This window comes from Faecalibacterium sp. An192 (assembly GCF_002160175.1).
Taxonomy (GTDB): domain Bacteria; phylum Bacillota; class Clostridia; order Oscillospirales; family Ruminococcaceae; genus Faecalibacterium.
This window is the reverse complement of the sequence record NZ_NFKB01000012.1, coordinates 21229-42718: the sequence shown is the minus strand read 5'-3', so window position 1 is coordinate 42718 and position 21490 is coordinate 21229. Positions and strand designations below refer to the sequence as shown.

20 protein-coding genes and 2 tRNA genes are annotated in these 21490 nt (G+C 63.6%); 16 read left to right on the top strand and 6 right to left on the bottom strand.

Annotated features, from left to right (window positions below; all coding sequences use genetic code 11):
• Positions 1 to 4: 4 nt before the first annotated feature.
• From mnmG to B5F27_RS05725, 10 genes are all read left to right on the top strand, one after another.
• Positions 5 to 1894 carry a tRNA uridine-5-carboxymethylaminomethyl(34) synthesis enzyme MnmG gene (mnmG, locus tag B5F27_RS05770; RefSeq protein ID WP_087365391.1) on the top strand — a complete coding sequence of 630 codons (1890 nt, stop codon included), beginning with the start codon at positions 5 to 7 and terminating at the stop codon, positions 1892 to 1894.
• Positions 1887 to 2594 (top strand): 16S rRNA (guanine(527)-N(7))-methyltransferase RsmG, encoded by a 708-nt coding sequence (gene rsmG / locus B5F27_RS05765; protein ID WP_087365389.1) that lies wholly within the window; start codon positions 1887 to 1889, stop codon positions 2592 to 2594. The genes mnmG and rsmG overlap by 8 nt, the downstream gene beginning before the upstream one ends.
• Before the next feature lie 150 nt (positions 2595 to 2744).
• The gene (locus B5F27_RS05760; RefSeq protein ID WP_087365387.1) at positions 2745 to 3554 is read left to right on the top strand and encodes a ParB/RepB/Spo0J family partition protein; all 810 of its coding nucleotides are present in this window, start codon (positions 2745 to 2747) and stop codon (positions 3552 to 3554) included.
• Between the two features lie 261 nt (positions 3555 to 3815).
• On the top strand, positions 3816 to 4328 hold the full coding sequence (locus tag B5F27_RS05755) for a GNAT family N-acetyltransferase (protein ID WP_087365385.1): 513 nt from the start codon (positions 3816 to 3818) through the stop codon (positions 4326 to 4328).
• Positions 4313 to 4624, top strand: coding sequence for a GNAT family N-acetyltransferase (locus tag B5F27_RS05750; RefSeq protein ID WP_087365383.1), 312 nt, complete (start codon positions 4313 to 4315; stop codon positions 4622 to 4624). The genes B5F27_RS05755 and B5F27_RS05750 overlap by 16 nt, the downstream gene beginning before the upstream one ends.
• Positions 4625 to 4807: 183 nt before the next feature.
• Positions 4808 to 5626, top strand: coding sequence for a ParA family protein (locus tag B5F27_RS05745; RefSeq protein ID WP_087246782.1), 819 nt, complete (start codon positions 4808 to 4810; stop codon positions 5624 to 5626).
• Between the two features lie 16 nt (positions 5627 to 5642).
• On the top strand, positions 5643 to 6527 hold the full coding sequence (locus tag B5F27_RS05740) for a ParB/RepB/Spo0J family partition protein (protein WP_087246780.1): 885 nt from the start codon (positions 5643 to 5645) through the stop codon (positions 6525 to 6527).
• A 64-nt stretch (positions 6528 to 6591) separates the two neighbouring features.
• Positions 6592 to 7917: a serine--tRNA ligase gene (gene serS / locus B5F27_RS05735; protein ID WP_087365380.1), complete on the top strand. Its 1326-nt coding sequence runs from the start codon at positions 6592 to 6594 to the stop codon at positions 7915 to 7917.
• 319 nt (positions 7918 to 8236) lie between these two features.
• Positions 8237 to 8313, top strand: a tRNA-Met gene (locus B5F27_RS05730).
• A gap of 88 nt (positions 8314 to 8401) precedes the next feature.
• Positions 8402 to 8473: transfer RNA gene (locus B5F27_RS05725), tRNA-Glu, on the top strand.
• Between the two features lie 344 nt (positions 8474 to 8817).
• Here the strand turns inward: B5F27_RS05725 and B5F27_RS05720 are convergent.
• The 3 genes from B5F27_RS05720 to B5F27_RS05710 are packed head-to-tail and all read right to left on the bottom strand — an operon-like array spanning position 8818 to position 11308.
• Entirely contained in the window at positions 8818 to 9480 is a 663-nt protein-coding gene (locus B5F27_RS05720; RefSeq protein WP_087365378.1) for an HAD family hydrolase, read from the bottom strand.
• Positions 9477 to 10868, bottom strand: a complete 1392-nt coding sequence (locus B5F27_RS16775; protein ID WP_087365374.1) for a hypothetical protein — start codon at positions 10866 to 10868, stop codon at positions 9477 to 9479. The genes B5F27_RS05720 and B5F27_RS16775 overlap by 4 nt, the downstream gene beginning before the upstream one ends.
• Positions 10865 to 11308, bottom strand: coding sequence for a PH domain-containing protein (locus tag B5F27_RS05710; RefSeq protein WP_087365372.1), 444 nt, complete (start codon positions 11306 to 11308; stop codon positions 10865 to 10867). Before B5F27_RS05710 ends, B5F27_RS16775 begins: the two co-directional genes overlap by 4 nt.
• A gap of 125 nt (positions 11309 to 11433) precedes the next feature.
• On the opposite strand from B5F27_RS05710, the gene B5F27_RS16770 reads away from it, so the two are divergent.
• From B5F27_RS16770 to B5F27_RS05700, 3 genes are all read left to right on the top strand, one after another.
• Positions 11434 to 11580 (top strand): hypothetical protein, encoded by a 147-nt coding sequence (locus B5F27_RS16770; RefSeq protein ID WP_158098198.1) that lies wholly within the window; start codon positions 11434 to 11436, stop codon positions 11578 to 11580.
• Positions 11581 to 11674: 94 nt separating this feature from the next.
• Positions 11675 to 12505 carry an undecaprenyl-diphosphate phosphatase gene (locus tag B5F27_RS05705; RefSeq protein ID WP_087246771.1) on the top strand — a complete coding sequence of 277 codons (831 nt, stop codon included), beginning with the start codon at positions 11675 to 11677 and terminating at the stop codon, positions 12503 to 12505.
• A gap of 114 nt (positions 12506 to 12619) precedes the next feature.
• Positions 12620 to 13744: a DUF362 domain-containing protein gene (locus B5F27_RS05700; protein ID WP_087246769.1), complete on the top strand. Its 1125-nt coding sequence runs from the start codon at positions 12620 to 12622 to the stop codon at positions 13742 to 13744.
• Positions 13745 to 13815: 71 nt separating this feature from the next.
• Here the strand turns inward: B5F27_RS05700 and B5F27_RS05695 are convergent, their stop codons facing one another.
• Positions 13816 to 14415: a hypothetical protein gene (locus B5F27_RS05695; protein ID WP_087365370.1), complete on the bottom strand. Its 600-nt coding sequence runs from the start codon at positions 14413 to 14415 to the stop codon at positions 13816 to 13818.
• A gap of 899 nt (positions 14416 to 15314) precedes the next feature.
• On the opposite strand from B5F27_RS05695, the gene B5F27_RS05690 reads away from it, so the two are divergent.
• The 3 genes from B5F27_RS05690 (at position 15315) to gluQRS (ending at position 19325) form a co-directional block, all read left to right on the top strand.
• Complete coding sequence (locus tag B5F27_RS05690) at positions 15315 to 16868, top strand: PTS transporter subunit EIIC (protein ID WP_087365366.1); 1554 nt, start codon at positions 15315 to 15317, stop codon at positions 16866 to 16868.
• Between the two features lie 181 nt (positions 16869 to 17049).
• Positions 17050 to 18384 carry a M18 family aminopeptidase gene (locus B5F27_RS05685; RefSeq protein ID WP_087365364.1) on the top strand — a complete coding sequence of 445 codons (1335 nt, stop codon included), beginning with the start codon at positions 17050 to 17052 and terminating at the stop codon, positions 18382 to 18384.
• Positions 18381 to 19325: a tRNA glutamyl-Q(34) synthetase GluQRS gene (gene gluQRS, locus B5F27_RS05680; protein ID WP_087365362.1), complete on the top strand. Its 945-nt coding sequence runs from the start codon at positions 18381 to 18383 to the stop codon at positions 19323 to 19325. The genes B5F27_RS05685 and gluQRS overlap by 4 nt, the downstream gene beginning before the upstream one ends.
• Positions 19326 to 19415: 90 nt before the next feature.
• Here gluQRS and B5F27_RS05675 read toward each other — a convergent pair whose 3' ends face one another.
• Positions 19416 to 19892 carry a hypothetical protein gene (locus B5F27_RS05675; RefSeq protein ID WP_087365360.1) on the bottom strand — a complete coding sequence of 159 codons (477 nt, stop codon included), beginning with the start codon at positions 19890 to 19892 and terminating at the stop codon, positions 19416 to 19418.
• 117 nt (positions 19893 to 20009) lie between these two features.
• Complete coding sequence (locus B5F27_RS05670; RefSeq protein ID WP_087365357.1) at positions 20010 to 21365, bottom strand: MATE family efflux transporter; 1356 nt, start codon at positions 21363 to 21365, stop codon at positions 20010 to 20012.
• Positions 21366 to 21490: the final 125 nt, after the last annotated feature.

The window sequence follows — 21490 nt, the reverse complement described above, 5'->3', positions numbered from 1 at the left end:
CTCTATGAACCATCTTGGAGACTATGATGTGATTGTGATTGGCGCGGGCCATGCCGGCATTGAGGCGGCCCACGCGGCGGCGGTGTTGGGCGCCCGCACCGCCGTCTTTACCATGAGCCTGGACGCGGTGGGGAATATGCCCTGCAACCCCAGCATCGGCGGCACCGCCAAGGGCACCCTGGTGCGGGAGGTGGACGCTCTGGGCGGCCTGATGGGATTGGCGGCGGATGCCACCGCCCTTCAGAGCCGGATGCTCAACCGGGGCAAGGGCCCCGCGGTCCACGCCCTGCGGGTCCAGACCGACCGCAAGAAGTACAACGCCTGGATGAAGCACGCTCTGGAACTGACCCCCGGCCTGGCCATTTATCAGGCCGAGGTGGTGTCCATCCAGATTGAGAACGGCCAGGTGAAAGGAGTGGTCACCCAGCTGAACGGAGAGTACGGCGCCAAGTGCGTGGTGATTGCCACCGGCACCAACCTGGGCGGAAAGATCTTTGTGGGAGATGCCTGGTACGCCTCGGGCCCCGACGGGATGCACGCCTCCAACGCCCTCACCGAGAGCCTGCGGGCGGCAGGGCTGCCCCTGCGCCGGTTCAAGACCGGCACCCCCGCCCGGGTCCATCGCCGCAGCATCGACTTCGACAAGCTGGAGCGCCAGCCCGGCGACCCGGAGGAAACCCTGCAGCCTTTCAGCTTCATGACCACCCAGCCGGTCCGCAATCTGGTGGACTGCTACATTGCCTACACCAACCCCGAGACCCATAAAATCATCCTGGACAATATCCAGCGCAGCCCCCTGTACGGCGGCATGATCGAGGGAGTAGGGCCCCGCTACTGCCCCTCCATTGAGGACAAGGTGGTGCGGTTTGCCGGCAAAGACCGGCACCCCATCTTTGTGGAACCCTGCGGAGAGAACACCGAGGAAATGTATCTGCAGGGTGCGTCCAGCAGCCTGCCGGAGGATGTGCAGAACGCCTTCTACCACAGCATTGTGGGGTTTGAGCATCTGGAGATTCTCCGCCCGGCCTACGCCATCGAATACGACTGCGTGGACCCCACCAGCCTGGCCCCCACGCTGGAGAGCCGGCAGGTGGAAGGCCTCTACGGCGCGGGCCAGTTCAACGGCACCTCCGGTTATGAGGAGGCGGCGGCCCAGGGCCTGCTGGCCGGCCTCAACGCCGCCCGCCGCGCCCTGGGAAAAGAACAGCTGGTGCTGCCCCGTCAGACCAGTTACTTGGGCACCCTGGTGGACGACCTGGTGACCAAGGGGGTCATGGACCCCTACCGGATGATGACCAGCCGCAGCGAATACCGGCTGACCCTCCGGCAGGACAACGCCGACACCCGCCTGACCCCCATCGGCCGGGAATACGGCCTGGTGTCGGATGAGCGGTGGGCCCGGTACGAGGAAACCCGGCGGGTGCTGGAAGCCGAGCGGGCCCGCCTCCACGAAACCCACGTCAAGACCGCGCCCCTCCAGGCGGCCATGGAGGCTGCCGGCCTGACCCCCGCCCAGCAGGGCGGTCTGGCGGATGAACTGCTCCGCCGTCCCGAAATCAACTACAGCCTAATGGCCCAGGTCATCGGCTGGGGGGAGGGGGTTACCCCCATGCTGGCCGAGCGGATCGAAACCGAGATCAAGTACGCCGGCTACATTGCCCGCCAGGACCGGATGATCCGGGACATGGCTCGGCGGGAAAAGACTCTCATCCCGGCCGGCTTCCAGTACGAGGGCCTCACCGGCCTGACCCTGGAAGCCCGGGAAAAGCTCAACAAGATCCGGCCCCGCAGCCTGGGACAGGCGGGGCGCATCCCCGGCGTGTCCCCGTCCGACCTTGCCCAGCTGAGCATCGCGCTGGCTGCGGCCCAGAAGAAGGAGGCCTCCCATGATTGATAAAAACCGCCTTGCGGAAAAGTGTTCCACGTGGAACATCGCCCTCACCGGCACCCAGCTGGACCAGCTGGACCAGTACGCCGAGCTGCTGGTGAGCTACAACCAGAAGGTCAACCTGACCGCCATCACCGACCCCGAGGGCATCGAGGACAAGCACTTCCTGGACAGCCTGCTGTTTGCCTGCCAGCCCGAGGTGGCGGGGAAGATGGTGGACGTGGGGGCGGGGGCCGGGTTCCCCGGCATCGTCACCAAGATCTACAAGCCCCACCTGGACCTGACCCTGATGGAGCCCACCGGCAAGCGGGTGGACTTCCTCCGGTACGCCTGCGAGACCCTGGGTCTGACGGGGGTCAGCTTTGCCAAGGAGCGGGCCGAGGAGGCCGCCCGCAAGAGCTGGCGGGAACAGTTCGACCTGGTGTCGGCCCGGGCGGTGGCCGCCCTGCCGGTGCTGGCCGAATACTGCCTGCCCCTGGCCAAGGTGGGGGGACACTTCCTGGCCATGAAGGGGGCCTCCGCTGCCGAGGAGCTGGAGGCCGCCCAGGGGGCCATCCGCAAGCTGGGAGGCAAGTACCGGGAGACCCGGGCCTTCCATCTTCCGGGCGGGGACGCCCGCAGCCTGGTGCTGGTGGAAAAAATTTCGCAGACTCCGACCGTATATCCCAGAAACGGCGGAAAAATTGCGAAAGCGCCCCTGAAATAAGGCGGAATATCTCAGCTCGCCTCGAACGGCGGCGAACGATTTTTCTGGAAAGCGCAGCGCTTCTGTGGTACTCTTGAACTGGAAGAGTTTCCCACGGGGGCGCTTTTTGTTTGCGCCCGGGATGGGACTTCACGGGAAGGAGGACAAGCCGTGTTTGACCGCAGAAAACCGGTGGGGAAGGTGGTGGCGCTGCCGGTGGAGCAGATCGAGCCCTCGCCGTATCAGGCCCGCCGCGTCTTTGACCAGGAGGAGCTGGCGGGGCTGGCGGCCAGCATCCGGGAGAATGGGCTGCTGCAGCCGGTGACGGTCCGCCGCCTGGGCCCCGACCGGTACGAGCTGATCGCAGGGGAGCGGCGGCTGCGGGCCTGCAAGCTGGCCGGCATGGACCGGGTGCCCGCCATCCTGCGGGACTATCAGGACGACCAGACCGCCGCCCTGAGCCTGTTGGAAAACATCCAGCGGGCCGACCTGAACCCCTTTGAGCAGGCCCGGGGCCTGCAGGACGTGCTGGCCCTCTGGGGCTGCACCCAGGCCGAGGCCGCCAAGCGGCTGGGGATGGCCCAGCCCACCCTGGCCAACAAACTGCGGCTGCTTCAGCTCACCGCCGACCAGCAGCAGTTCATCCTGGAAAATCACCTCACCGAGCGCCACGCCCGGGCGGTGCTGCGGCTGCCCGAGAACCGCCGAAGCGAGGCCCTCATCACCATCAGCCGCCGCCGGATGAATGCCCGGGCCGCCGACCGCTATGTGGAACAGCTGCTGCAGGAGACCGACACCCCCGCCCAGAAACCACGCCGCCTGCCCATGGTGCGGGACGTGCGGATCTTTGTCAACACCATCGACCACGCCATCCGGCTGATGACCGACAACGGCGTCCCCGCCACCGCCCGACGGGAGGAGGGGGACGGCTACATCGAGTACACCGTCCGGATTCCCACCGGCCCCGGTCCCGGCAAATAAACCCGGACAAGCCCCCCGGCTCCGCCGCCGGACAAGCCCCGCCGCAGGGCGGGGGATGGGCCGGACGGCCGGTCCGCTCCTGCGCCGGCCGGGCGGCGTGGACAGGCCTCCGGCCCGCAAACCGGTTCCCATTTCAGGGCCCCCGCACAGACCGCCCTCCGGTCTGGGGCGGGGGCCTTTTTGTGGGAAAAGGTTCCACGTGGAACATCTTGCGCGGCGGGCGCGGGTCTGGTATCATGGAGGAAAAGGAGGGGATCACCCATGGAACTGGAACTGCGTCCCCGGACCCAACAGGAGGTCCGCATCTACTTTGCCCGCACCCGGGACCCGGAGATTCAGGCCCGGATTCCCCAGCGCAGCCAGACGGTGGAGCAGGCCCTGGAGGACTACCGCCGGTCCCTGGCTCCCGGCGCGGACAGCTATGGCCGGACGGTCTGGGCCGACGGCGTCTATGTGGGGGATATCTGGTGTTACTGCATCCACGCCGAGCCCGACCCCGACGCCATGGTCAGCTATTGCATCTTTGAAAAGGACCGCTGGGGGCAGGGGGTGGCCAGCCGGGCGCTGGAACAGTTCCTGGCCGATGCCGGGCCCCGGTTCGGCCTGAAACGGGTGGGGGCTTTTGTGTACGCCGACAACCCCGCCTCGGTGCGGGTGCTGGAAAAGAACGGCTTCGCCATCCAGGAAACGTTTGAGGAGGAGGGCCGCCGGTCCTTCTACCTTGTGCGGGAAATAGAAGAAACAGGGAGGCTGGACAAATGGAATACAGAGTGATCAGCAACCGGATTACAGCGGTGGAGAAGGACCAGGTTCTGGGGGAGATTACCTTCCCGGACTGCGGGCCGGAGACGGTGGTCATTGACCACACCTGGGTGGACCCGTCCCTGCGGGGACAGGGGGTGGCCGGCCAGCTGGTCAAGCGGGCCGCCGACGCTTTGCGGTCCACCGGCCGCAGGGCCCGCGTCACCTGTTCCTATGCCCGGGACTGGTTTGAGCGCCATCCCGAGGAGGCCGACGTCCTGGTGGACGGATGGGAGAAGGACCACGCCGCCTGCCGGCTGGGCCGCTGAAAAGGGCAGAGAAGGCCCCCGCCGAAACCGGGGGCCTTTTTCAGACCCAAATTTTACCGGTTTTTGCCCCATTCCCGGCGTGAATCATTTGACGTTCCCCTGCGAATGGATTATAATAGAGTGCGTAACAAGACTGAGAAATGTTCCACGTGGAACATTGCATGAGAGGGAGGATTCCGGTTCGTGGGTAAGATCATAGCAGTGGCAAATCAGAAGGGCGGTGTGGGCAAGACCACCACCGCCGTCAATCTTTCGGCCTGCGTGGCCGCCCTGGGCAAGAAGGTCCTGATTGTGGACCTGGACCCCCAGGGCAACGCCACCACCGGCTACGGCATCTCCAAGCGGAGCGTCGAGACCGGCACCTATGAGCTGCTGATCGGCGACGCCGAGCCCAGGGACGCCATCCGCAAGACATCCTTCCGGGCCGACGTGCTGCCCTCCAACACCCGTCTGGCGGGCGCCGCCCTGGAGCTCATCGATCTGCCCAACCGGGAGAGCCGCCTGCGCAAGGCCCTGGCTCCCATCCAGCAGGACTATGACTTCATCTTCATCGACTGCCCCCCCAGCCTGGACCTGCTGACCCTCAACGGCCTGTGCGCCTGCGACAGCGTCCTGATTCCCATCCAGTGCGAGTACTACGCCCTGGAAGGTCTGAGCGAGCTGATCAGCACCCTCAAGACCGTTCGCCGCAAGTACAACAACTACCTGGACATTGAGGGCGTGGTGTTCACCATGTACGCGGGCCGGTACAACCTGACCCTGCAGGTGGTGGAACAGGTCCAGAAGTATTTCGGGGACAAGGTCTACCAGACCACCATTCCCCGGGCCATCCGCATTTCGGAGGCCCCCAGCTACGGCCAGCCCATCAACTACTACGAACCCAAGGGCAAGGGCAGCGAGGCCTATATGGATTTGGCCATTGAATTCGTCAAGCGCAACCGCCCGCGGGACCCCCAGCCCCGCCGCCGTCGCGCCAAAGCAGCCAAGCCGGAAACGGCTTGAGAGGGGAGGGTGACAGATGCCAAGAGGAAGAGGCGGCCTGGGCCGCGGATTGGAGAGTCTGTTTGAGGACGCAGCCCCCAGCCTGGAATCAGACGGCGGGGTGCGCACCGTCCCCCTGCGGGAGATTGAGCCGGACCCCGGCCAGCCCCGCAAAACCTTCCCGGAGGAGAGCCTGTCCGAGCTGGCCGACAGCATCAGCCAGCATGGCCTGCTGCAGCCCATTGCGGTGCGGCCCCAGTCCATGGGCGGGTACCGGATTGTGGCGGGCGAGCGCCGGTGGCGTGCCTGCCGGCTGGCGGGCCTGACCGAGGTGCCGGTCATCATCCTGGACGTGTCGGATCAGGAGGCCATGGAGCTGGCCCTGATCGAGAACCTCCAGCGGGAGGACCTGGACCCCATCGAAGAGGCCTGCGGCATCCGGGAACTGATGGACCGGTGTGAGCTGACCCAGGAACAGGCAGCCCGCCGGCTGGGCAAGAGCCGCAGCGCTCTGGCCAACAGCCTGCGCCTGCTGAATCTGCCCCCGGAGGCCCTGGAACTTTTGAAAGCCGGCAAGCTGACGGCGGGCCACGCCAAGGCCATTCTGGGCCTGCCCAGCCCCGAGCTGCAGGTTCAGGCGGCCCAGCTCATTGCAGAGCACAACCTGAACGTCCGCCAGGCCGAGGAACTGTGCCGCCGTCTGGCCAAGGAGGCCAAAGAGGCGGCGGCCCCGGAACCGGCGCCCCGTCCGGCCCTGCCGGTGGAAGTGGAGGAGAGCCTCCGCCAGACCCTGGGCAATGAGGTGTCGGTGGCCTATAAGGACGGCAGAGGAAGCCTGACGGTACATTTCTACTCGGACGATCAGCTGCGGGCGTTTGCCAACCTGCTGGGCCATTACGAACAGCAGGGGAGCGGGGTGTAAAACCCCGGCGCTCCGGTGCGATTGTTTTTGTGGGAAGCCTGAGTGATATAAAGGAGAAATCGAAATGCTTGACATCAAATTTGTCCGTGAGAATCCGGACGCAGTCAAAGAGAACATCCGCAAGAAGTTCCAGGATGCGAAGCTGCCCCTGGTGGACGAGGTCATCGAGCTGGACGGCAAGTACCGCAAGTGCCTGCAGGAAGCCGAGAACCTGAAGGCCCAGCGGAACAAGCTGAGCAAGGCCAACGGCCCCCTGTTCGGTCAGCTGAAGAAGTGCACCGACGAGGCCAAGAAGGCGGAGCTGCAGGCCCAGATCGACGCCAACAACGCCGCCGTCAAGGCCGACGCCGAGCAGCTGGCTGCCCTGGACACCGAGAAGGACCAGATGGCCGCCCGCATCCAGGAGATCATGTACACCATCCCCAACATGATCGACCCCAGCGTGCCCATCGGCCCCGATGACACCCACAACGTGGAGGCGCAGCGGTTCGGCGAGCCGGTGGTGCCGGATTTCCCCATCCCGTACCACACCGAGATCATGGAGAGCTTTGACGGCATCGATATGGACGCCGCCGGCCGTGTGGCCGGCAACGGCTTCTACTACCTGCTGGGCAACATCGCCCGGCTGCACGAAGCCGTTCTGGCCTACGCCCGCGACTTCATGATCAGCAAGGGCTTCACCTATGTGATTCCTCCCTTCATGATGCACGGCAACGTGGTGCAGGGCGTCATGTCCTTCCCCGAGATGGATGCCATGATGTACAAGATCGAGGGCGAGGACCTGTACCTGATCGGTACCTCCGAGCACACCATGATCGGCCGGTTCATTGACCAGACCATCGATGAGGCCAAGCTGCCCCTGACCCTCACCAGCTACAGCCCCTGCTTCCGCAAGGAGAAGGGCGCCCACGGCATCGAGGAGCGCGGCATCTACCGCATCCACCAGTTCGAGAAGCAGGAGATGATCGTGGTCTGCCGTCCTGAGGAGAGCAACGACTGGTATGAGAAGCTGTGGCGCTACTCGGTGGAGCTGTTCCAGAACATGGAGATTCCCGTCCGTCAGCTGGTCTGCTGCTCGGGCGACCTGGCCGACCTGAAGGTCAAGAGCTGCGACATCGAGGCATGGAGCCCCCGCCAGCAGAAGTACTTCGAGGTGTGCAGCTGCTCCAACCTGGGCGACGCCCAGGCCCGCCGCCTGCACATCCGCGTCAAGGGCGCCGACGGCAAGAGCTACCTGGCCCACACCCTGAACAACACCTGCGTGGCTCCTCCCCGTATGCTGATCGCCTTCCTGGAGAACCATCTCCAGGCCGACGGCTCGGTCACCATTCCCAAGGTCCTGCAGCCCTACATGGGCGGCCTTGAGGTGATGGTCCCCAACCACAAGTAATCACCCCCGCAAAACCTTAGAAAGCGTTTTCAGCCGCCCTCGGCCCCACAGCGGGACCGGGGGCGGTTTTTTTGCTGGGCCGGTCACGCCGGCCGGATGGGAAAAGCTGGGATCGTGGCCCCGGGGCGGGGGAAGGGACTGGCTTGGAGGGGCAGCCGGCCGGTATAAAACCGCGCCGGATGGGCCATGCTAAAGGGAGAAACGGCGGCCTGTCAGGACTTGTGGGAAAAAAGTGTACTTTTTTCAAAATACCTGTTGACAAATTGCGAAGGATTGGTTATAATAATGGAGCGTTCCGCGGGAGCGCAAAGATGAATATGGCGGTATAGCTCAGTTGGCTAGAGCATTCGGTTCATACCCGAAGTGTCACCGGTTCAAATCCAGTTACCGCTACCATTTACAGAGTTTCGCTAAAATAAGGGGGACGTCGTCTGCAATAGTGGACGAGGATGTCGGAGATTTTAGCGAAGCTCTGTGTTTCTAAGGCCCGTTGGTCAAGCGGTTAAGACACGGCCCTTTCACGGCTGTAACATGGGTTCGATTCCCGTACGGGTCATATAAAAAGCTCCCCAGCTTAGGCTGGGGAGCTTTTTTATGCTAGCCGTACGTGGAATCGAACAGGGCGGCGGCCCGCAGGCCGCAAAATTGATCCAGTGGATCAATTTTAGCCCGCGGGTATTCCCGTACGGGTCATATAGCCGTACGAGACAGCGCCGCCGACCGCGTCCGGTGGACGAAACAGGGAGGCCGGCGCTGGAACAGGGCGGCCCGCGGGTATTCCCGTACAGGTCATACGGCCATGTGGGACATCTCCGCCCGCGTCCATCTTGTACCCCGCATCCCACAAACAAAAGCACCTCAGCTTGGACAGCCGGGGTGCTTTTTGCGTTCTATGTAGGGTTACTGGTTGGTCTGGTGCAGATAATCCAGAATTTCCTCCGGTTTATACACCAGCACATCCGCGCCGGCGGCCTGCAGTTCTTCGGCCCCGCGGAAGCCCCAGACGGCGCCCAGGGTCACCAGACCGGCATTGTGGCCGGTGGCGATGTCCACGTTGCTGTCACCCACAAAGAGGGTGGAGGCTTTGGCTGCGCCCAGCTGTTCCATCAGGCTGTAGACCCCGGTGGGGTCGGGCTTGACCGGCACGCCGGGGCGGCTGCCCCGCACCGCCAGAAAGACATCGTGCCCAAAGTAGTGGTCGATGATGCCGCCGCAGAGGGTGTCCGCCTTGTTGGAAAAGACAGCGGTGCGGATGCCTTCCGCCTTGAGGGCGGCCAGCAGCTGGGGGATGCCGGGATAGGGGGCGGTTTTGTCCTCCTTGTGGGCATCGTACCGGGCGGTGAACTGGGCCAGGGTGGCGGCCAGCTGCTGGGGTGTGCGGCAGTCCTCCGGGGAGAACCGCTCCACCAGTTTGGGGATGCCGTTGCCCACCATGTGCTTGTACTGCTCCACCGTGAAGGTGGGCCAGTGGTTTTGTTCGCAGACCCAGTTTCCGGCATCGGCCAGGTCGTCGATGGTGTTCAGCAGGGTGCCGTCCAGGTCAAAGAGGATGGTATTAATCATGAAAAATCCTTCCTTTCAAAAAAGGCCGCACAGGCACGGGCGTCGGCCAGCGGGATGCTGCGCACCCGCTCATGGAAGCGGCCGGGATAAGCAAAGGTGAGGTTGGCGCGGCCCCGCACCACCGCCCAGGGCGTCTGGGAGATGCGGAGGCACACCACCGGAGAAAAGATGCAGACACAGTGCAGGGACATCCGGCGCTGCCGCAGAAAGGTGAGACGGCCGTCGGTGGGCCAGGCTCCCTCCCGGAACATTCCCTCCACCTGGAACAGGAACCAGAGCCCGCAGCCTGCGGCCGGCAGAGCCAGCAGCGGGACGGCGGCAGGCAGAGCCCAGGAGGCCACCAGAAGCAGCAGCACACAGAACCCCAGACAGCCGCCGGCAGGGGCAATCAGGGCCAGGCTGCGGCCCCGCACCTGAGCCAGCGAGGCCCGCCGGTTGGGGGGCAGCCGGAAGCTGGGCAGAAGCCGCCGCACCAGTTCTTCCTGGCCGGCCCGGTAGACAAAGAGGGGATCGTCGGCGTTGTAGCATCCGGCGGTGAGATAGACGGGATAGCACCGCAGCAGCCGCGCCACAGGGGACAGCCGCACCTCGGCACAGGTGAGCTGGTCCATCCGGAACCGGCGTTCCACCCGCAGCAGGAGCCCGCCCCGGCTGGCCAGCACCCCGCTGCCCCGCCAGACCGCGTATCGGACGGTATGGCTGAAACTGCGCAGCAGGCTCAGGCCAAAGAGAACCGTCCAGAGGGTCAGGGCCCAGGCCAGGCCGGCGGGCAGCCAGTGGGCCGCCCAGGTCACAGCGTGATCCAGCTGTTCCAGCGCAATCTCCTCGGCGGCGTTGTCTCCCTGCCGCAGGGCCACCCAGACCAGAAACAGGGTGGACAGGCTGTTGGCGCCCAGCAGGGCCAGGGCCAGCCGCTCGCCGCCGGCGGGATGATAGTATTCCTCGGCGGGGGCAGGCATCAAACGGTCGGCCAGCATCTGGGCGTCTTTGCGGGTGAGGCAGAGGGTCACCGCCTGGTTTTTGGGCAAAAGGGTGGGGTAAAGGGTCACCCGGCTGGCTCCGCCCAGCCGGTAGATCACCGGCCGTTCCATCTGGATGGCGGCCAGCTGGCTGGCCTGGATGGTCCGCTCAAAGGAAAAAATCAGATTCCAGTGCAGGCGAAGCACCCCGTCCTGATCCAGCTCCCAGCTGGAGGCCCGCAGCATCACATAGCTCACCAGAGCCAGCAGGCAGAACAGGACCAGATCCTGCGCCAGCGCCGTCCGGAGGACCTCCCATTCCTGGGCAAAGAAAACCTGTACCAGGGGCACCAGATAGAGCAGGAGGGTGTGGCGCAGAAAGCGCAGGGCAAAGAAGGGGTGATAGCGCCGCGGCCCGGTGCCGGTCATAGGACGTCCTCCCCGCCGGCCAGCAGGGCTTCCCCGATGGCGTCGGCCTCCTGCAGGGGGATGCCGGGCAGAATGGCCCACATGCCGGGGGTGAAGATCACCAGGACACAGGCCCCCGCCAGCCGCAGCAGCGGGGTGCGGAAAATCAGGGTGGAGGTGATGCTGTTTCGGGGGATGACCCGCTCCACCGGGAAGGCTACCCCCATGTAGAGGGTCAGGGTACAATCATCCAAAGTGGCCACCAGGCTGCAGGACCGGACCCACACCCCGAACACCACCCCACACCACAAAGCGCAGAAACCAAAGCCCCATCCCAGCCCCTGCCAGAACAGGAAGGGCGCTGCAATCAGGCCGGGCAGCGCCGCCCAGACACAGAGGACCGCCCTGCCTCGAGGGGTAGGTGTAGACGCAGAGCCAGCGAGATCGAAGAGCTGTTCCATGGCGCGGCCTCCTTTCTGACGCTACAAAAGGGAATGTGTGATGCTTTTATAACGGAACGTTGCGGCCCGGCGGGCCGTCCTGCGTTCCGCCCCTATTATATCCGGATTGGCTGGGAGCGTCAACGATGGAAGGGAAAACCGGCCGGAACCCTTCTTTTTCGCAAAAACCGGGGACCAAAACCATCCGCCCCGCAGAACAAAAGCAGGACCGCCGGCAGCCCCGCTTTGGCTTTAAGACGCAGGAAAGCCCGAATTTTCTTCCAGAAAAGTAGGGGGTTAGGGGTGCAGGCAGGCTCATAGTATGGTATACTGAAAGAATCAATGTGAGAACGTGCGCGTGTGATGGCGCACAGGGAGGAAATTTCTATGTTGATTGAAATCATCAAGGCCCTGCTGATGGGCATCGTGGAGGGCGTCACCGAATGGCTGCCCATCTCGTCCACGGGACATATGATTCTGGTGGAACAGCTGATCCAGTTTGACGCCAGCGATGCGTTTATGTCCATGTTCCGGGTGGTGATCCAGCTGGGCGCCATTCTGGCGGTGGTGGTCCTGTTCTGGGGCAAACTGTGGCCCTTTGGCCTGCGCCATGGCCGCATTACCTCCAAGGCCCCGGTCTGGAGCCTGTGGTTCAAGGTGGTGGTGGCCACCCTGCCGGTGCTGGTCATCAGCCCGCTGGACGACTGGATGGAGGCCAAGTTCTATAATTATATCACGGTGGCCGCCATGCTGATTCTGTACGGCGTCCTGTTCATCCTGGTGGAAAACCGCGGCGCAGCCGCCCGGGTCACCCGCCTGGATCAGATCAGCTACCGCGAGGCCCTCATCATCGGCCTGTGGCAGACCCTGGCCATCATCCCCGGCACCTCCCGCAGCGGCGCCACCATCGTGGGCGGCCTGCTGCTGGGCCTGTCCCGGGCTGCGGTGGCTGAGTTCACCTTCTATCTGGCCATCCCGGTGATGGCCGGCGCATCCCTGCTCAAGGTGGTGAAGTTTGTGCTGGAAGGCCAGACCATGACCAGCACCGAAATCGCCATCATGGTCACCGGCTGCCTGTCCGCCTTTGTGGTGAGTATGGTGGCCATCCGGTTCCTGATGTCCTACGTCAAGAGCCATGACTTCAAGTTCTTTGGCGTCTACCGCATCGCGCTGGGCGTGGTGGTGCTGGCGGTGGCCGCCGTCAGCGCCTTCGGCTGAGCGGGCAGAGAATCCCCGGTTTGTCTTTCCTGACCTGCGGGTTTGTGGTATACTTTCCCATAAGAGAGAATCTTGGGCGGGCTGCCCGCCCGGCCCCAAAGGAGGACAAACAACATGGAAGGTTCTGCTGTATACTATACTGATTTCCGGTGCCCGGTGGGCACCAGCCTGACCGAGAAACTCCGCCGCCTGTGCCTGGCGGCGGGCATCCGCAACATTGAGATGGACGGCCGCTTTGTGGCCATCAAGATGCACTTTGGCGAGCTGGGCAACCTGGCTTTTCTGCGGCCCAATTACGCCAAGGTGGTGGCCGACCTGTGCAAGGAACAGGGCGGCATGCCCTTCCTGACCGACTGCAACACCCTGTATCCGGGCAGCCGCAAGAACGCCCTGGAGCACCTGACCTGCGCCCAGATGAATGGCTTCTGGCCCATGACCACCGGCTGCCAGGTGCTGATCGGCGACGGCCTGCGGGGCACCGACGAGGTGGAAGTCCCGGTGCCCAACGGCGAGTTCTGCAAGACCGCCAAGATCGGCCGCGCCATCATGGACGCCGATATCTTCATCAGCCTGACCCACTTCAAGGGCCATGAGTCCACCGGCTTCGGCGGCGCCATCAAGAACATCGGCATGGGCTGCGGCAGCCGCGCCGGCAAGATGGAACAGCATTCTTCGGGCGCTCCGGCGGTCCAGCGGGAACTGTGCCGCGGCTGCCACCGCTGCGCCAAGGAGTGCGGCTCGGACGCCATCCACTACGATGCAGAGAACAAGGCCGTCATCGACTACGATCTGTGCAAGGGCTGCGGCCGCTGCATCGGCGCATGCAGCTTTGACGCCGTCTATTCCAAGGACAGCAGCGCCAACGAGGATCTGGACCGCAAGATGGCCGAATACGCCGCCGCCGTCTGCGCCGGCCGTCCCTGCTTCCACATCAGCCTGGTGCAGGACATCAGCCCCAACTGCGACTGCCACGGCGAGAACGACGCACCCATCCTGCCGGATATCGGCATGTTCGCATCCTTTGACCCGGTGGCTCTGGATCAGGCCTGCGCCGACGCCTGCCTGGCGGCAACTCCCATTGCCAACAGCCAGCTGGGCCAGAACCTGGCCCGTCCCGGCTGGAACTGCTACCACGACAACTTCAAGGATTCCAACCCCAACATCGAGTGGAAGGCAACCCTGGAGCAGGCCGAAAAGATCGGTCTGGGCCAGCGGGCTTACGTCCTGAAGAAAATTTGATCCTGCGCACCTGACTTTTCAACAACAAAGGCCGCAGCCTGTGGAAGGCTGCGGCCTTTTGATTTCCGGTTTTACTGCTGGGGTGCGGGGACGATGGCGTTGAGGACGCCCGCCACTGCGGACCAGTCTTCCTCGGAGCAGGAGGGCGTCTCCTGGACGCCGGCGTCGGACAGTTCGCCCTGAACGGCCTTGGGGTCGTCCAGAATCCGCTGGGCGGATTCCTCAATCAGGGGCCAGGCCTCGGCGAAGTTCTCCTGGTCCACCTGTTCCAGCGAATCAAACCACTGGGACAGGCTGTCGTTCAGCGCATCGCTGCTGCGGTTGGCGGCGGCGTTCTCGTCGGCCCATTCCATCATGGATGCGGCGGCGGCCACCGATTTCAGAGAGGTGCCTGCGGTGCCGGGGCCCCAGCCCAGGCTGCCGGCGAAGGCGTCGGCGGGATCGCTGATGCCGTTGAAGCCGTTTTCGCTGCCGTCCACCACGGGCGCGGGGGCCGTGTCATCCTCGCCGGAAGGCACTGCCTGGGAGGTGGGAGCCTCGCTCAGAGCCTGGGAGGAAGAAGAGGACGAGCTGCTGCTGGCAGACGGGGTACAGCCTGCCAGTACCAGCGAGAGAAGGAAAATTCCGCAGCATCCTGCAGCGCAGGTGCGGAACAAATGACTGTGTTTCATATCAAAAAGACCTCCTTTTTGCGCCCTGAGGCGGCAGTCCTTTTATCATCACTCGGATTCTATTATCAGTATACTGTCCCTGCTTCTCCTTGTCAACGGCCCTACTTTTCTGCCCTACTTTTCTGGAAGAAAAGTAGGCAAAAGACTTTCACTGGGTACCATTAAGTTTCCGGGTCTCCGACGGTTCCGCGGGGCCTTTACGCTCCGGCTCTTTTGTTACGTTTGTGCCTGCGGCACGGTACGATGCAAACTACCTCATAGCCTGATTTTCTGACCCGCAGAAAAGCTCCATCTTGCGGTGCCCTGAATTTTCTGCGCATCAAGCATGATGCTTGAAAATTCAGACCGCGGCCCCTGCTCCCTGTTTCATCCACCGGGTGTGGTCGCTGCCGTTGCCTGCGGCACGGTACGATACAAACTTTTCCAGACTTAATTCGTGATCCACAGAAAAGCCCGTAAAGCACAAATCCCCGCCCCAAACGGAGTGAGGATTTTGTCTTTGATCAATTTTGGGGGCATACCGGTACAGAACGCCGCTGAAACTTGGGATAAACAGGCCATGTCGGGGTTTGCATCGTACCGTGCCGCAGGCACAAACGTAGCGAGCGAGCCTAAGCGTAACGGCTCCGCGGAACTTTGGGAGACCCGGAAACTGTATGGTACCCAGTAAAGCTTTTTGCCAAGCTTTTTCTCGAAAAAGCGGAAAGCGGAAGGAGAATAAAGTGCAAATATATTGCACTTTATGCAACTTGTTGGCGATTGACAAGGGTTGGAGGGGTTTGTATAATGAGCTCATAGCGGGGGAAAACGCTGTCCCGGCCTGCAAAAAGCAGGGCTCTGCAAGGCAGAATCCGGGCCCGGCGCCCGCGGGAAACTGTGAGAAAAGGAGCGATGCAGGGATGAAGCCAAAAGAGCGGATGCTGTGCACGCTGGAGGAATTCTCAACGGCGATGCTGTCGGCTCTGGGTTACCTGCCGGTGGCGGGCGTGGTTCTGGCCGTGGGCGCCTTGCTGGCCTCGGCCGGACTGGGAACCTTTATCCCCATCTTGAAATGGGAACCGTTGGCCTTCGTGGGCAATCTGGCCTACGATGCCATGATGGTGATTGTGCAGAATCTCAGCGTGGTGTTCTGCGTTGGGATTGCTTCCTTCCTGGCCCGGAAGGATAAACAGCAGGCCGCCATGATTGCCCTGCTTTCGTATTTGATTTTCTTGACCGCAGGCCATACCACCCTGGAACAGCTGGGCCAGCTGGCTGCCGCAGACCCCAACCTGGGCCTGTACGGCACCGGACAAGCCGTGGTACTGGGCATCCAGACGGTGGATATGGGGGTCACCGGCGGGATTCTGCTGGGCTTCCTGACCGGCTGGATTTATAACCGCACCTGCGGTAAGACCTTCCGTCCCACGCCGCTGCGCATCTATGGCGGGGTGCGGTGGTCGTTCCTGTGCATCGGCGGTGCCGCGGCGGCGCTGGGCCTGGCGTCCTGCTTTGTCTGGCCCCCGATCCAAAACGCCGTGGACGGCCTCACCGGCTGGATTGCGGCGGCAGGGGATACCGGCCTGTTTCTGTATGGCTTTCTGGAACGGATTCTGATTCCCACCGGCCTCCATCATCTGGTGTATATGCCCTTTCAGTTCAGCTCCCTGGGCGGCACGCTGACGGTGGGGGAACGGGTCTATGCCGGCGCGTACCCCGTCCTGATGGCGGAATACGCCATGGGGATGCCCTTCTCGGACGGCATCCGCTGGATGTATGTGGGCTTCACCAAGACCTTTGGATATTTCGGGATTGTGGGCGCCTTTATCTTCTGCGCCCGCCCCGAAAACCGCCGCCGCACCGCCGCGGTGCTGGCGCCGCTGCTCCTGACGGCTTCCCTGGCCTCGGTCACCGAACCCATTGATTTTCTGTTCTGCTTTTTGTCGCCGGTCCTCTGGCTGGCCCATGGCGTCATTGCCGGCGTCTTTATGGTGCTGCTGGACGTCTGCGGCGTCACCGGCTTTACCAGCGGCCTGTTTTCCTCGCTGGCCATGAACCTGTCCGCCGGCGTGGAACGGACCCATTACCCGGTCCTGTACCTGCTGGCGGCGGCGGAAATTCTGGTGTACTTCGGGGTGTTTACCTTCCTGATCCGCCGTTTCGATATCCGCACCCCCGGCCGGGAAGAACAGGTCCCCGCTGCGCCGAAAGAGGAAAAAGGCCGGTTCCCGTATCAGAAACTGCTGGCCGCCCTGGGCGGCCGGGACAACATTGCTCGGGTGGACAACTGCATCACCCGTCTGCGGGTCTGGGTGAAAGACACCAGCCTGCTGGACGAGGACCAGCTGCGGGCCCTGGCCCCCGAGGGCCTGATCTTCCAGAGCAAGGAAGTACAGATTGTGTTCGGCTTCGATGCCGTGCAGGCCCGCCGGCAGCTGGAGGAGCTGCTGGGCGTGAGCGCCCTTTCACCCTGAAAAACAAGGATCTCTTTTGGCCGCAGGATGCGCCCCGTGGGGGCTGCGTTCTGCGGCCTTTTGAATGGGGGAAGGGTGTGACGGTTGACCGGTGATGCCAAACGCGCTATAATCGGAATACCTTAGATAACATACCGGAGAGGAAGGAATTCCCCGGCCTCTCCCTTTTGGAGGAACCAACATGAAAAACAAGGAACTCTACCGGGACCAGCAGTCCCTGCTGGACGGGCTGTTTGCGTTTCTGGACAAGAGCGTCAGCCCCTTCCACTCGGCTGCCGCGGCCTGTGAAATTCTGGAGAAGGAGGGCTACACCCTCTGCCCCGAGGGCCAGGCATGGCAGCTGAAAGAGGGCGGCCGCTACTACACCACCCGCAACGGCACCGCCGTGCTGGCCTGGCGCATGCCGCAGGGCAAGCTGACCGGCTGGCACGCCACCGCCAGCCACAGCGATTCGCCCACCTGGCGGATCAAGGTGCCCGACATCAAGGAGGGCGGCTACCTGAAGGCCGAGACCGAGGGTTACGGCGGGATGATCGCCTCTACCTGGCTGGACCGGCCCCTGAGCGTGGCGGGCCGCCTGCTGGTCAAGACCGCCGACGGCGTGGAAACCCGCCTGGTGGCTCCCGACCGGGCGCTGCTGTGCATTCCCAATCTCTGCATCCACTTTGACCGGGAAGCCAACACCGGCAAAAACTGGAACTACCAGGTGGACCTGCAGCCTATCTGCGGCCTGGAAAACAGCCGTTCCCTGATGGAGATTCTGGCCGCCGAGGCCGGGGTCAGCGCAGAGGATATCCTGGCCCACGATCTGGTGCTCTGCATCCGCCAGAAGGCCGAGCGGGTGGGCGTGGACAATGAGCTGTTCATGTCCGGCCGCATCGACGACCTGGAGTGCGCCTACACCACCCTCTGCGGCTTTCTGGCCGGCGAGGGCCGCGAGGAAGGCCGGGCCGACATCTGGTGCATGTTCGACAATGAGGAAGTGGGCTCGTCTTCCCGTCAGGGCGCCCAGGGCACCCTGATGGCCGACACCATGGCCCGCATCGAGGAGGCCATGGGGGTTACCCGGGAGGAGAGCGTCCGGGCCCGGACCAACAGCCTGCTGCTGAGCGCCGACAACGGCCACGCCACCCATCCCAACCACCCCGAAAAGAGCGATCCCCGCAACCCGGTCCGTCTGGGCGGCGGCATCCTGCTCAAGTACAACGCCAGCCAGACCTACACCACCAGCGGTCTGACCGCTGCCGCCTTCCAGCGGATCTGTGAAAAGGCCGGCGCGGCGGTCCAGATCTTCGCCAACCGGGCGGACGTCCGGGGCGGCTCCACCCTGGGCAACCTGCTGGGCCATCAGATTGCCATTCCCATGGTGGACATCGGCCTGGCCCAGCTGGCCATGCACTCGGCCGTGGAAACCGCCAGCTGCGACGACGTGACCGCCATGGTCAAGGCCTGCACCGTCTTTTATAACACCCCGATCTTCCAGCCCGCCGACGGGGTTTGGAAGCTGGGCCTGTGAGCGGCCCGGTCGGGCGGTTTGCCCCCAGCCCCAGCGGGCGGCTGCATCTGGGAAATCTGGCCTGCAGCCTGCTGGCCTGGCTGTCCGCCAAGAGCCAGGGCGGGCGGGTTGTCCTGCGGATTGAGGACCTGGACGCGGCCCGCTGCCCCCGGGTCTATGCCGACCAGCTGGAGGAGGATCTCCGGTGGCTGGGCCTGGTGTGGGATGAGGGCGGCTCGGACGGTGGCCCCAACGGCCCCTACTATCAGAGCGAATGCGCACCCATCTATCTGGAGAGCTATCACAAGCTGGAGGAGATGGGGCTGGTGTATCCCTGCTTTTGCTCCCGGGCCCAGCTCCACGCCGCCAGCGCGCCCCACACCTCGGACGGGAACGTGGTGTATCCCGGCACCTGCCGGAATTTGACCCCCGCCCAGATTGCCGAAAAGAGCCGCACCAAGGCCCCCGCCTGGCGGGTGAAGGTTCCCGATGAGGAAGTGACCTTCACCGACCTGTGCATGGGGGAGCACCGGGAAAATCTGCTCACCGGCTGCGGGGACTTTTATCTCCGGCGGGCCGACGGCGTCTTTGCCTATCAGCTGGCGGTGGTGGTGGATGACGCCCGGATGGGGGTCACCCAGGTGGTCCGGGGAGCGGATCTGCTGTCCTCCACCGCCCGCCAGATTTACCTCTACCGGCTGCTGGGGCTGACGCCTCCGGCCTTTGCCCATTGTCCGCTGCTGCTGGATGTGGACGGCCGCCGCCTCTCCAAGCGGGACGGGGACCAGAGCCTGGAAAACCTCCGCAGCCGCTACACCGCCCCCGAAATCATCGGCAAGCTGGTCTACCTCTACGGCCTGCAGCCCGAGCCGGCCCCCCGTACCCCCGAAAGCCTGCTGGACGGTTTTGACTGGGCCAAAGTGCCCAAACAGGACGTCTGCCTGGAGCCGGGCCTGTTCTGATTTTTGCATTTGTTCTGTGATGTTTTGTTCCACGTGGAACAATGATGAAAAAAGCCGCCGCGGAAGTCCGCGGCGGCTTTTTGGTTGGGTTCAGGATTGCAGGATGGCCATGGCCTGTTCAAAGAGGGCCTGCCCGTCGGGCTGGCCGGGCCAGGTGTCCAGAACGACCCCGTCGGCCTGGAGAGTGCCGTCGGAGGTCAGGGTGAGGCTGAAGGTCCGGACGCCGCCGGCGGTGAAGTCGAGGGTGAGAAAGGTGACATTGGCCCCGCCGGTCAGGTCGTGGGAGGGGTTCTGCGGGAGGAGAACTTTTCGGTAACTCTGGGCGGCAAGGAGATCCACCAGAGCCCGGTAGGCGGGGTCCTCCAGAACCAGCTCGGCGGTGGTGATTTCGGGCTCCCGGATGCTGCTGTAGGTCTCGGTGCGGACCCATGCCCCGTCCGACCGGGCCAGGGAAGTCCGCAGGTCCACCCGAAGCCACCAGAACAGGGCCAGGCCCAAAACAAGAACCAGCAGGCCGGCCCAGAGGGTCCGGCGCAGGCGGGGAGAAGGAGCGGATGGTTTTTGCATGGCGGGGCCTCCTTTCGGGGTGAGAACGCTTTTCTCTATTGTAGGAGATGGCCCGGCCTCTTGTCAATGAAAAAGGCCGCCGCGGAAGCCCGCAGCGGCCTTGAAGTATAGGCGAAATCAGATGACCGAGTTTTCCATCCATTTGCCGCTGATAAAGCGGATGACAAAGAACAAAGAGCGGCAGCCCCAGTCCACAAACATGCCGGTCCAGATGGCCAGCAGCCCGCCGCCGAAATGTCCCACCAGCAGGTAGCACAGGCCCACCCGGAACAGCCACATGGAGGCGATGCTCACCACCATGGTGTAGCGGGCGTCGCCGGCAGCACGGAGGATGTTGGGCAGAGTGAAGCTGGAGGGCCAGATGAACAGGGAGATGATGTTGAACCACATCATGACTTCCAGGGCGATGGCGCTGGCCTCGGGGGAGAGATTGAAGAACTGGAGCATAAACCGGTTGCCGAAGAAGAAGGCGGTCAGGTTCATGATCCAGGCGCCCGCATAGGCCAGACCCATCATCAGGCCGCCGTACCGCTTGGCCTGCTTCTTTTCGCCGGCGCCCAGGCACTGGCCCAGCACCGTCAGGGCGCCCATGCCCACCGCGTTGGCGGGAATGTTCAACAGGGTGGTGGTATTGTTGGCCACGGCGTTGGCGGCGATGGCCGCTGTGCCCAGGGTGCTGGTCAGGCTGGACACCGCCAGCTTGCCCACCTGAAACATGCCGTTTTCGATGGCGTTGGGGATGCCGATGACCAGAATCCGGCGGATCAATTTGCGGTCGGGGCGCAGGTTCTGGATGCTGTCCACCCGCAGCATGCTGGTGGGCCGCTGCAGCAGGAAGATCACTGCCGTACAGGCGATGATGCGGGACAGCAGGGAGGCCAGGGCCGCGCCGAACACCGCCCACTTGAACCCGAAGATAAACAGGGCGTTGCCGCCGATGTTCAGCACGTTCATCACCAGGCTGGACAGCATGCTGATTTTGCTGTTGCCCTGGGCCCGGAACAGCGCCGCTCCGGCGTTGTACAGGCCGATGAAGGGATAGCTCAGTGCCGACAGCAGGAAATAGGTCTCGGCGAAGGCCATGACGTCGTCGTCGATGGCGCCGAAGATGCCCCGCAGAATCATGTGGCGGCCAAACACCACCACCAGGGCCACCGCACAGCTGAAGGCCACCATCACCAGAATGATCTGGCCGGCGGTGTTCTTGGCGTTTTTGGGTTCCCGGTGGCCGATGTACTGGCTGGTGACCACCGCGCCGCCGGTGGCCAGCGCGGTCATAATCTGGATCATCAGGGTGTTGAAGGTGTCCACCAGACTGACGCCCGACACGGCGGCTTCGCCCACCGAGGAAACCATCAGGGTGTCGGCCAGACCGATGGTGACGCTGAGGGCCTGTTCCGCCACCAGAGGCAGGAGCAGGGCAATCAGCTGCTGCCGGGTAAAGACCGGCTTGGATGAGACGGATTCTGTCATGTGAATTTCGATTCCTCCCCGCGCGCAGCGCCCCGGAAAAGGGGACGATATGTTGTATACTACTTTGGATACTATAGCACAAAGCAATAGCCGATGCAAGCGGTGGGAAAACCAAATTTCGCCCC

Excerpts from the sequence above, each read along its gene's own strand:
- B5F27_RS05690 (WP_087365366.1), top strand. The coding sequence starts at position 15,315 with ATGAAGCCAAAAGAGCGGATGCTGTGCACGCTGGAGGAATTCTCAACG.
- B5F27_RS16775 (WP_087365374.1), bottom strand. The coding sequence starts at position 10,868 with ATGACCGGCACCGGGCCGCGGCGCTATCACCCCTTCTTTGCCCTGCGC.
- B5F27_RS05675 (WP_087365360.1), bottom strand. The coding sequence starts at position 19,892 with ATGCAAAAACCATCCGCTCCTTCTCCCCGCCTGCGCCGGACCCTCTGG.
- B5F27_RS05700 (WP_087246769.1), top strand. The coding sequence starts at position 12,620 with ATGGAAGGTTCTGCTGTATACTATACTGATTTCCGGTGCCCGGTGGGC.
- B5F27_RS05670 (WP_087365357.1), bottom strand. The coding sequence starts at position 21,365 with ATGACAGAATCCGTCTCATCCAAGCCGGTCTTTACCCGGCAGCAGCTG.
- B5F27_RS16770 (WP_158098198.1), top strand. The coding sequence starts at position 11,434 with ATGGAAGGGAAAACCGGCCGGAACCCTTCTTTTTCGCAAAAACCGGGG.
- B5F27_RS05685 (WP_087365364.1), top strand. The coding sequence starts at position 17,050 with ATGAAAAACAAGGAACTCTACCGGGACCAGCAGTCCCTGCTGGACGGG.
- B5F27_RS05750 (WP_087365383.1), top strand. The coding sequence starts at position 4,313 with ATGGAATACAGAGTGATCAGCAACCGGATTACAGCGGTGGAGAAGGAC.
- B5F27_RS05720 (WP_087365378.1), bottom strand. The coding sequence starts at position 9,480 with ATGATTAATACCATCCTCTTTGACCTGGACGGCACCCTGCTGAACACC.
- B5F27_RS05695 (WP_087365370.1), bottom strand. The coding sequence starts at position 14,415 with ATGAAACACAGTCATTTGTTCCGCACCTGCGCTGCAGGATGCTGCGGA.
- B5F27_RS05705 (WP_087246771.1), top strand. The coding sequence starts at position 11,675 with ATGTTGATTGAAATCATCAAGGCCCTGCTGATGGGCATCGTGGAGGGC.
- rsmG (WP_087365389.1), top strand. The coding sequence starts at position 1,887 with ATGATTGATAAAAACCGCCTTGCGGAAAAGTGTTCCACGTGGAACATC.
- mnmG (WP_087365391.1), top strand. The coding sequence starts at position 5 with ATGAACCATCTTGGAGACTATGATGTGATTGTGATTGGCGCGGGCCAT.
- serS (WP_087365380.1), top strand. The coding sequence starts at position 6,592 with ATGCTTGACATCAAATTTGTCCGTGAGAATCCGGACGCAGTCAAAGAG.
- B5F27_RS05740 (WP_087246780.1), top strand. The coding sequence starts at position 5,643 with ATGCCAAGAGGAAGAGGCGGCCTGGGCCGCGGATTGGAGAGTCTGTTT.
- B5F27_RS05755 (WP_087365385.1), top strand. The coding sequence starts at position 3,816 with ATGGAACTGGAACTGCGTCCCCGGACCCAACAGGAGGTCCGCATCTAC.
- B5F27_RS05710 (WP_087365372.1), bottom strand. The coding sequence starts at position 11,308 with ATGGAACAGCTCTTCGATCTCGCTGGCTCTGCGTCTACACCTACCCCT.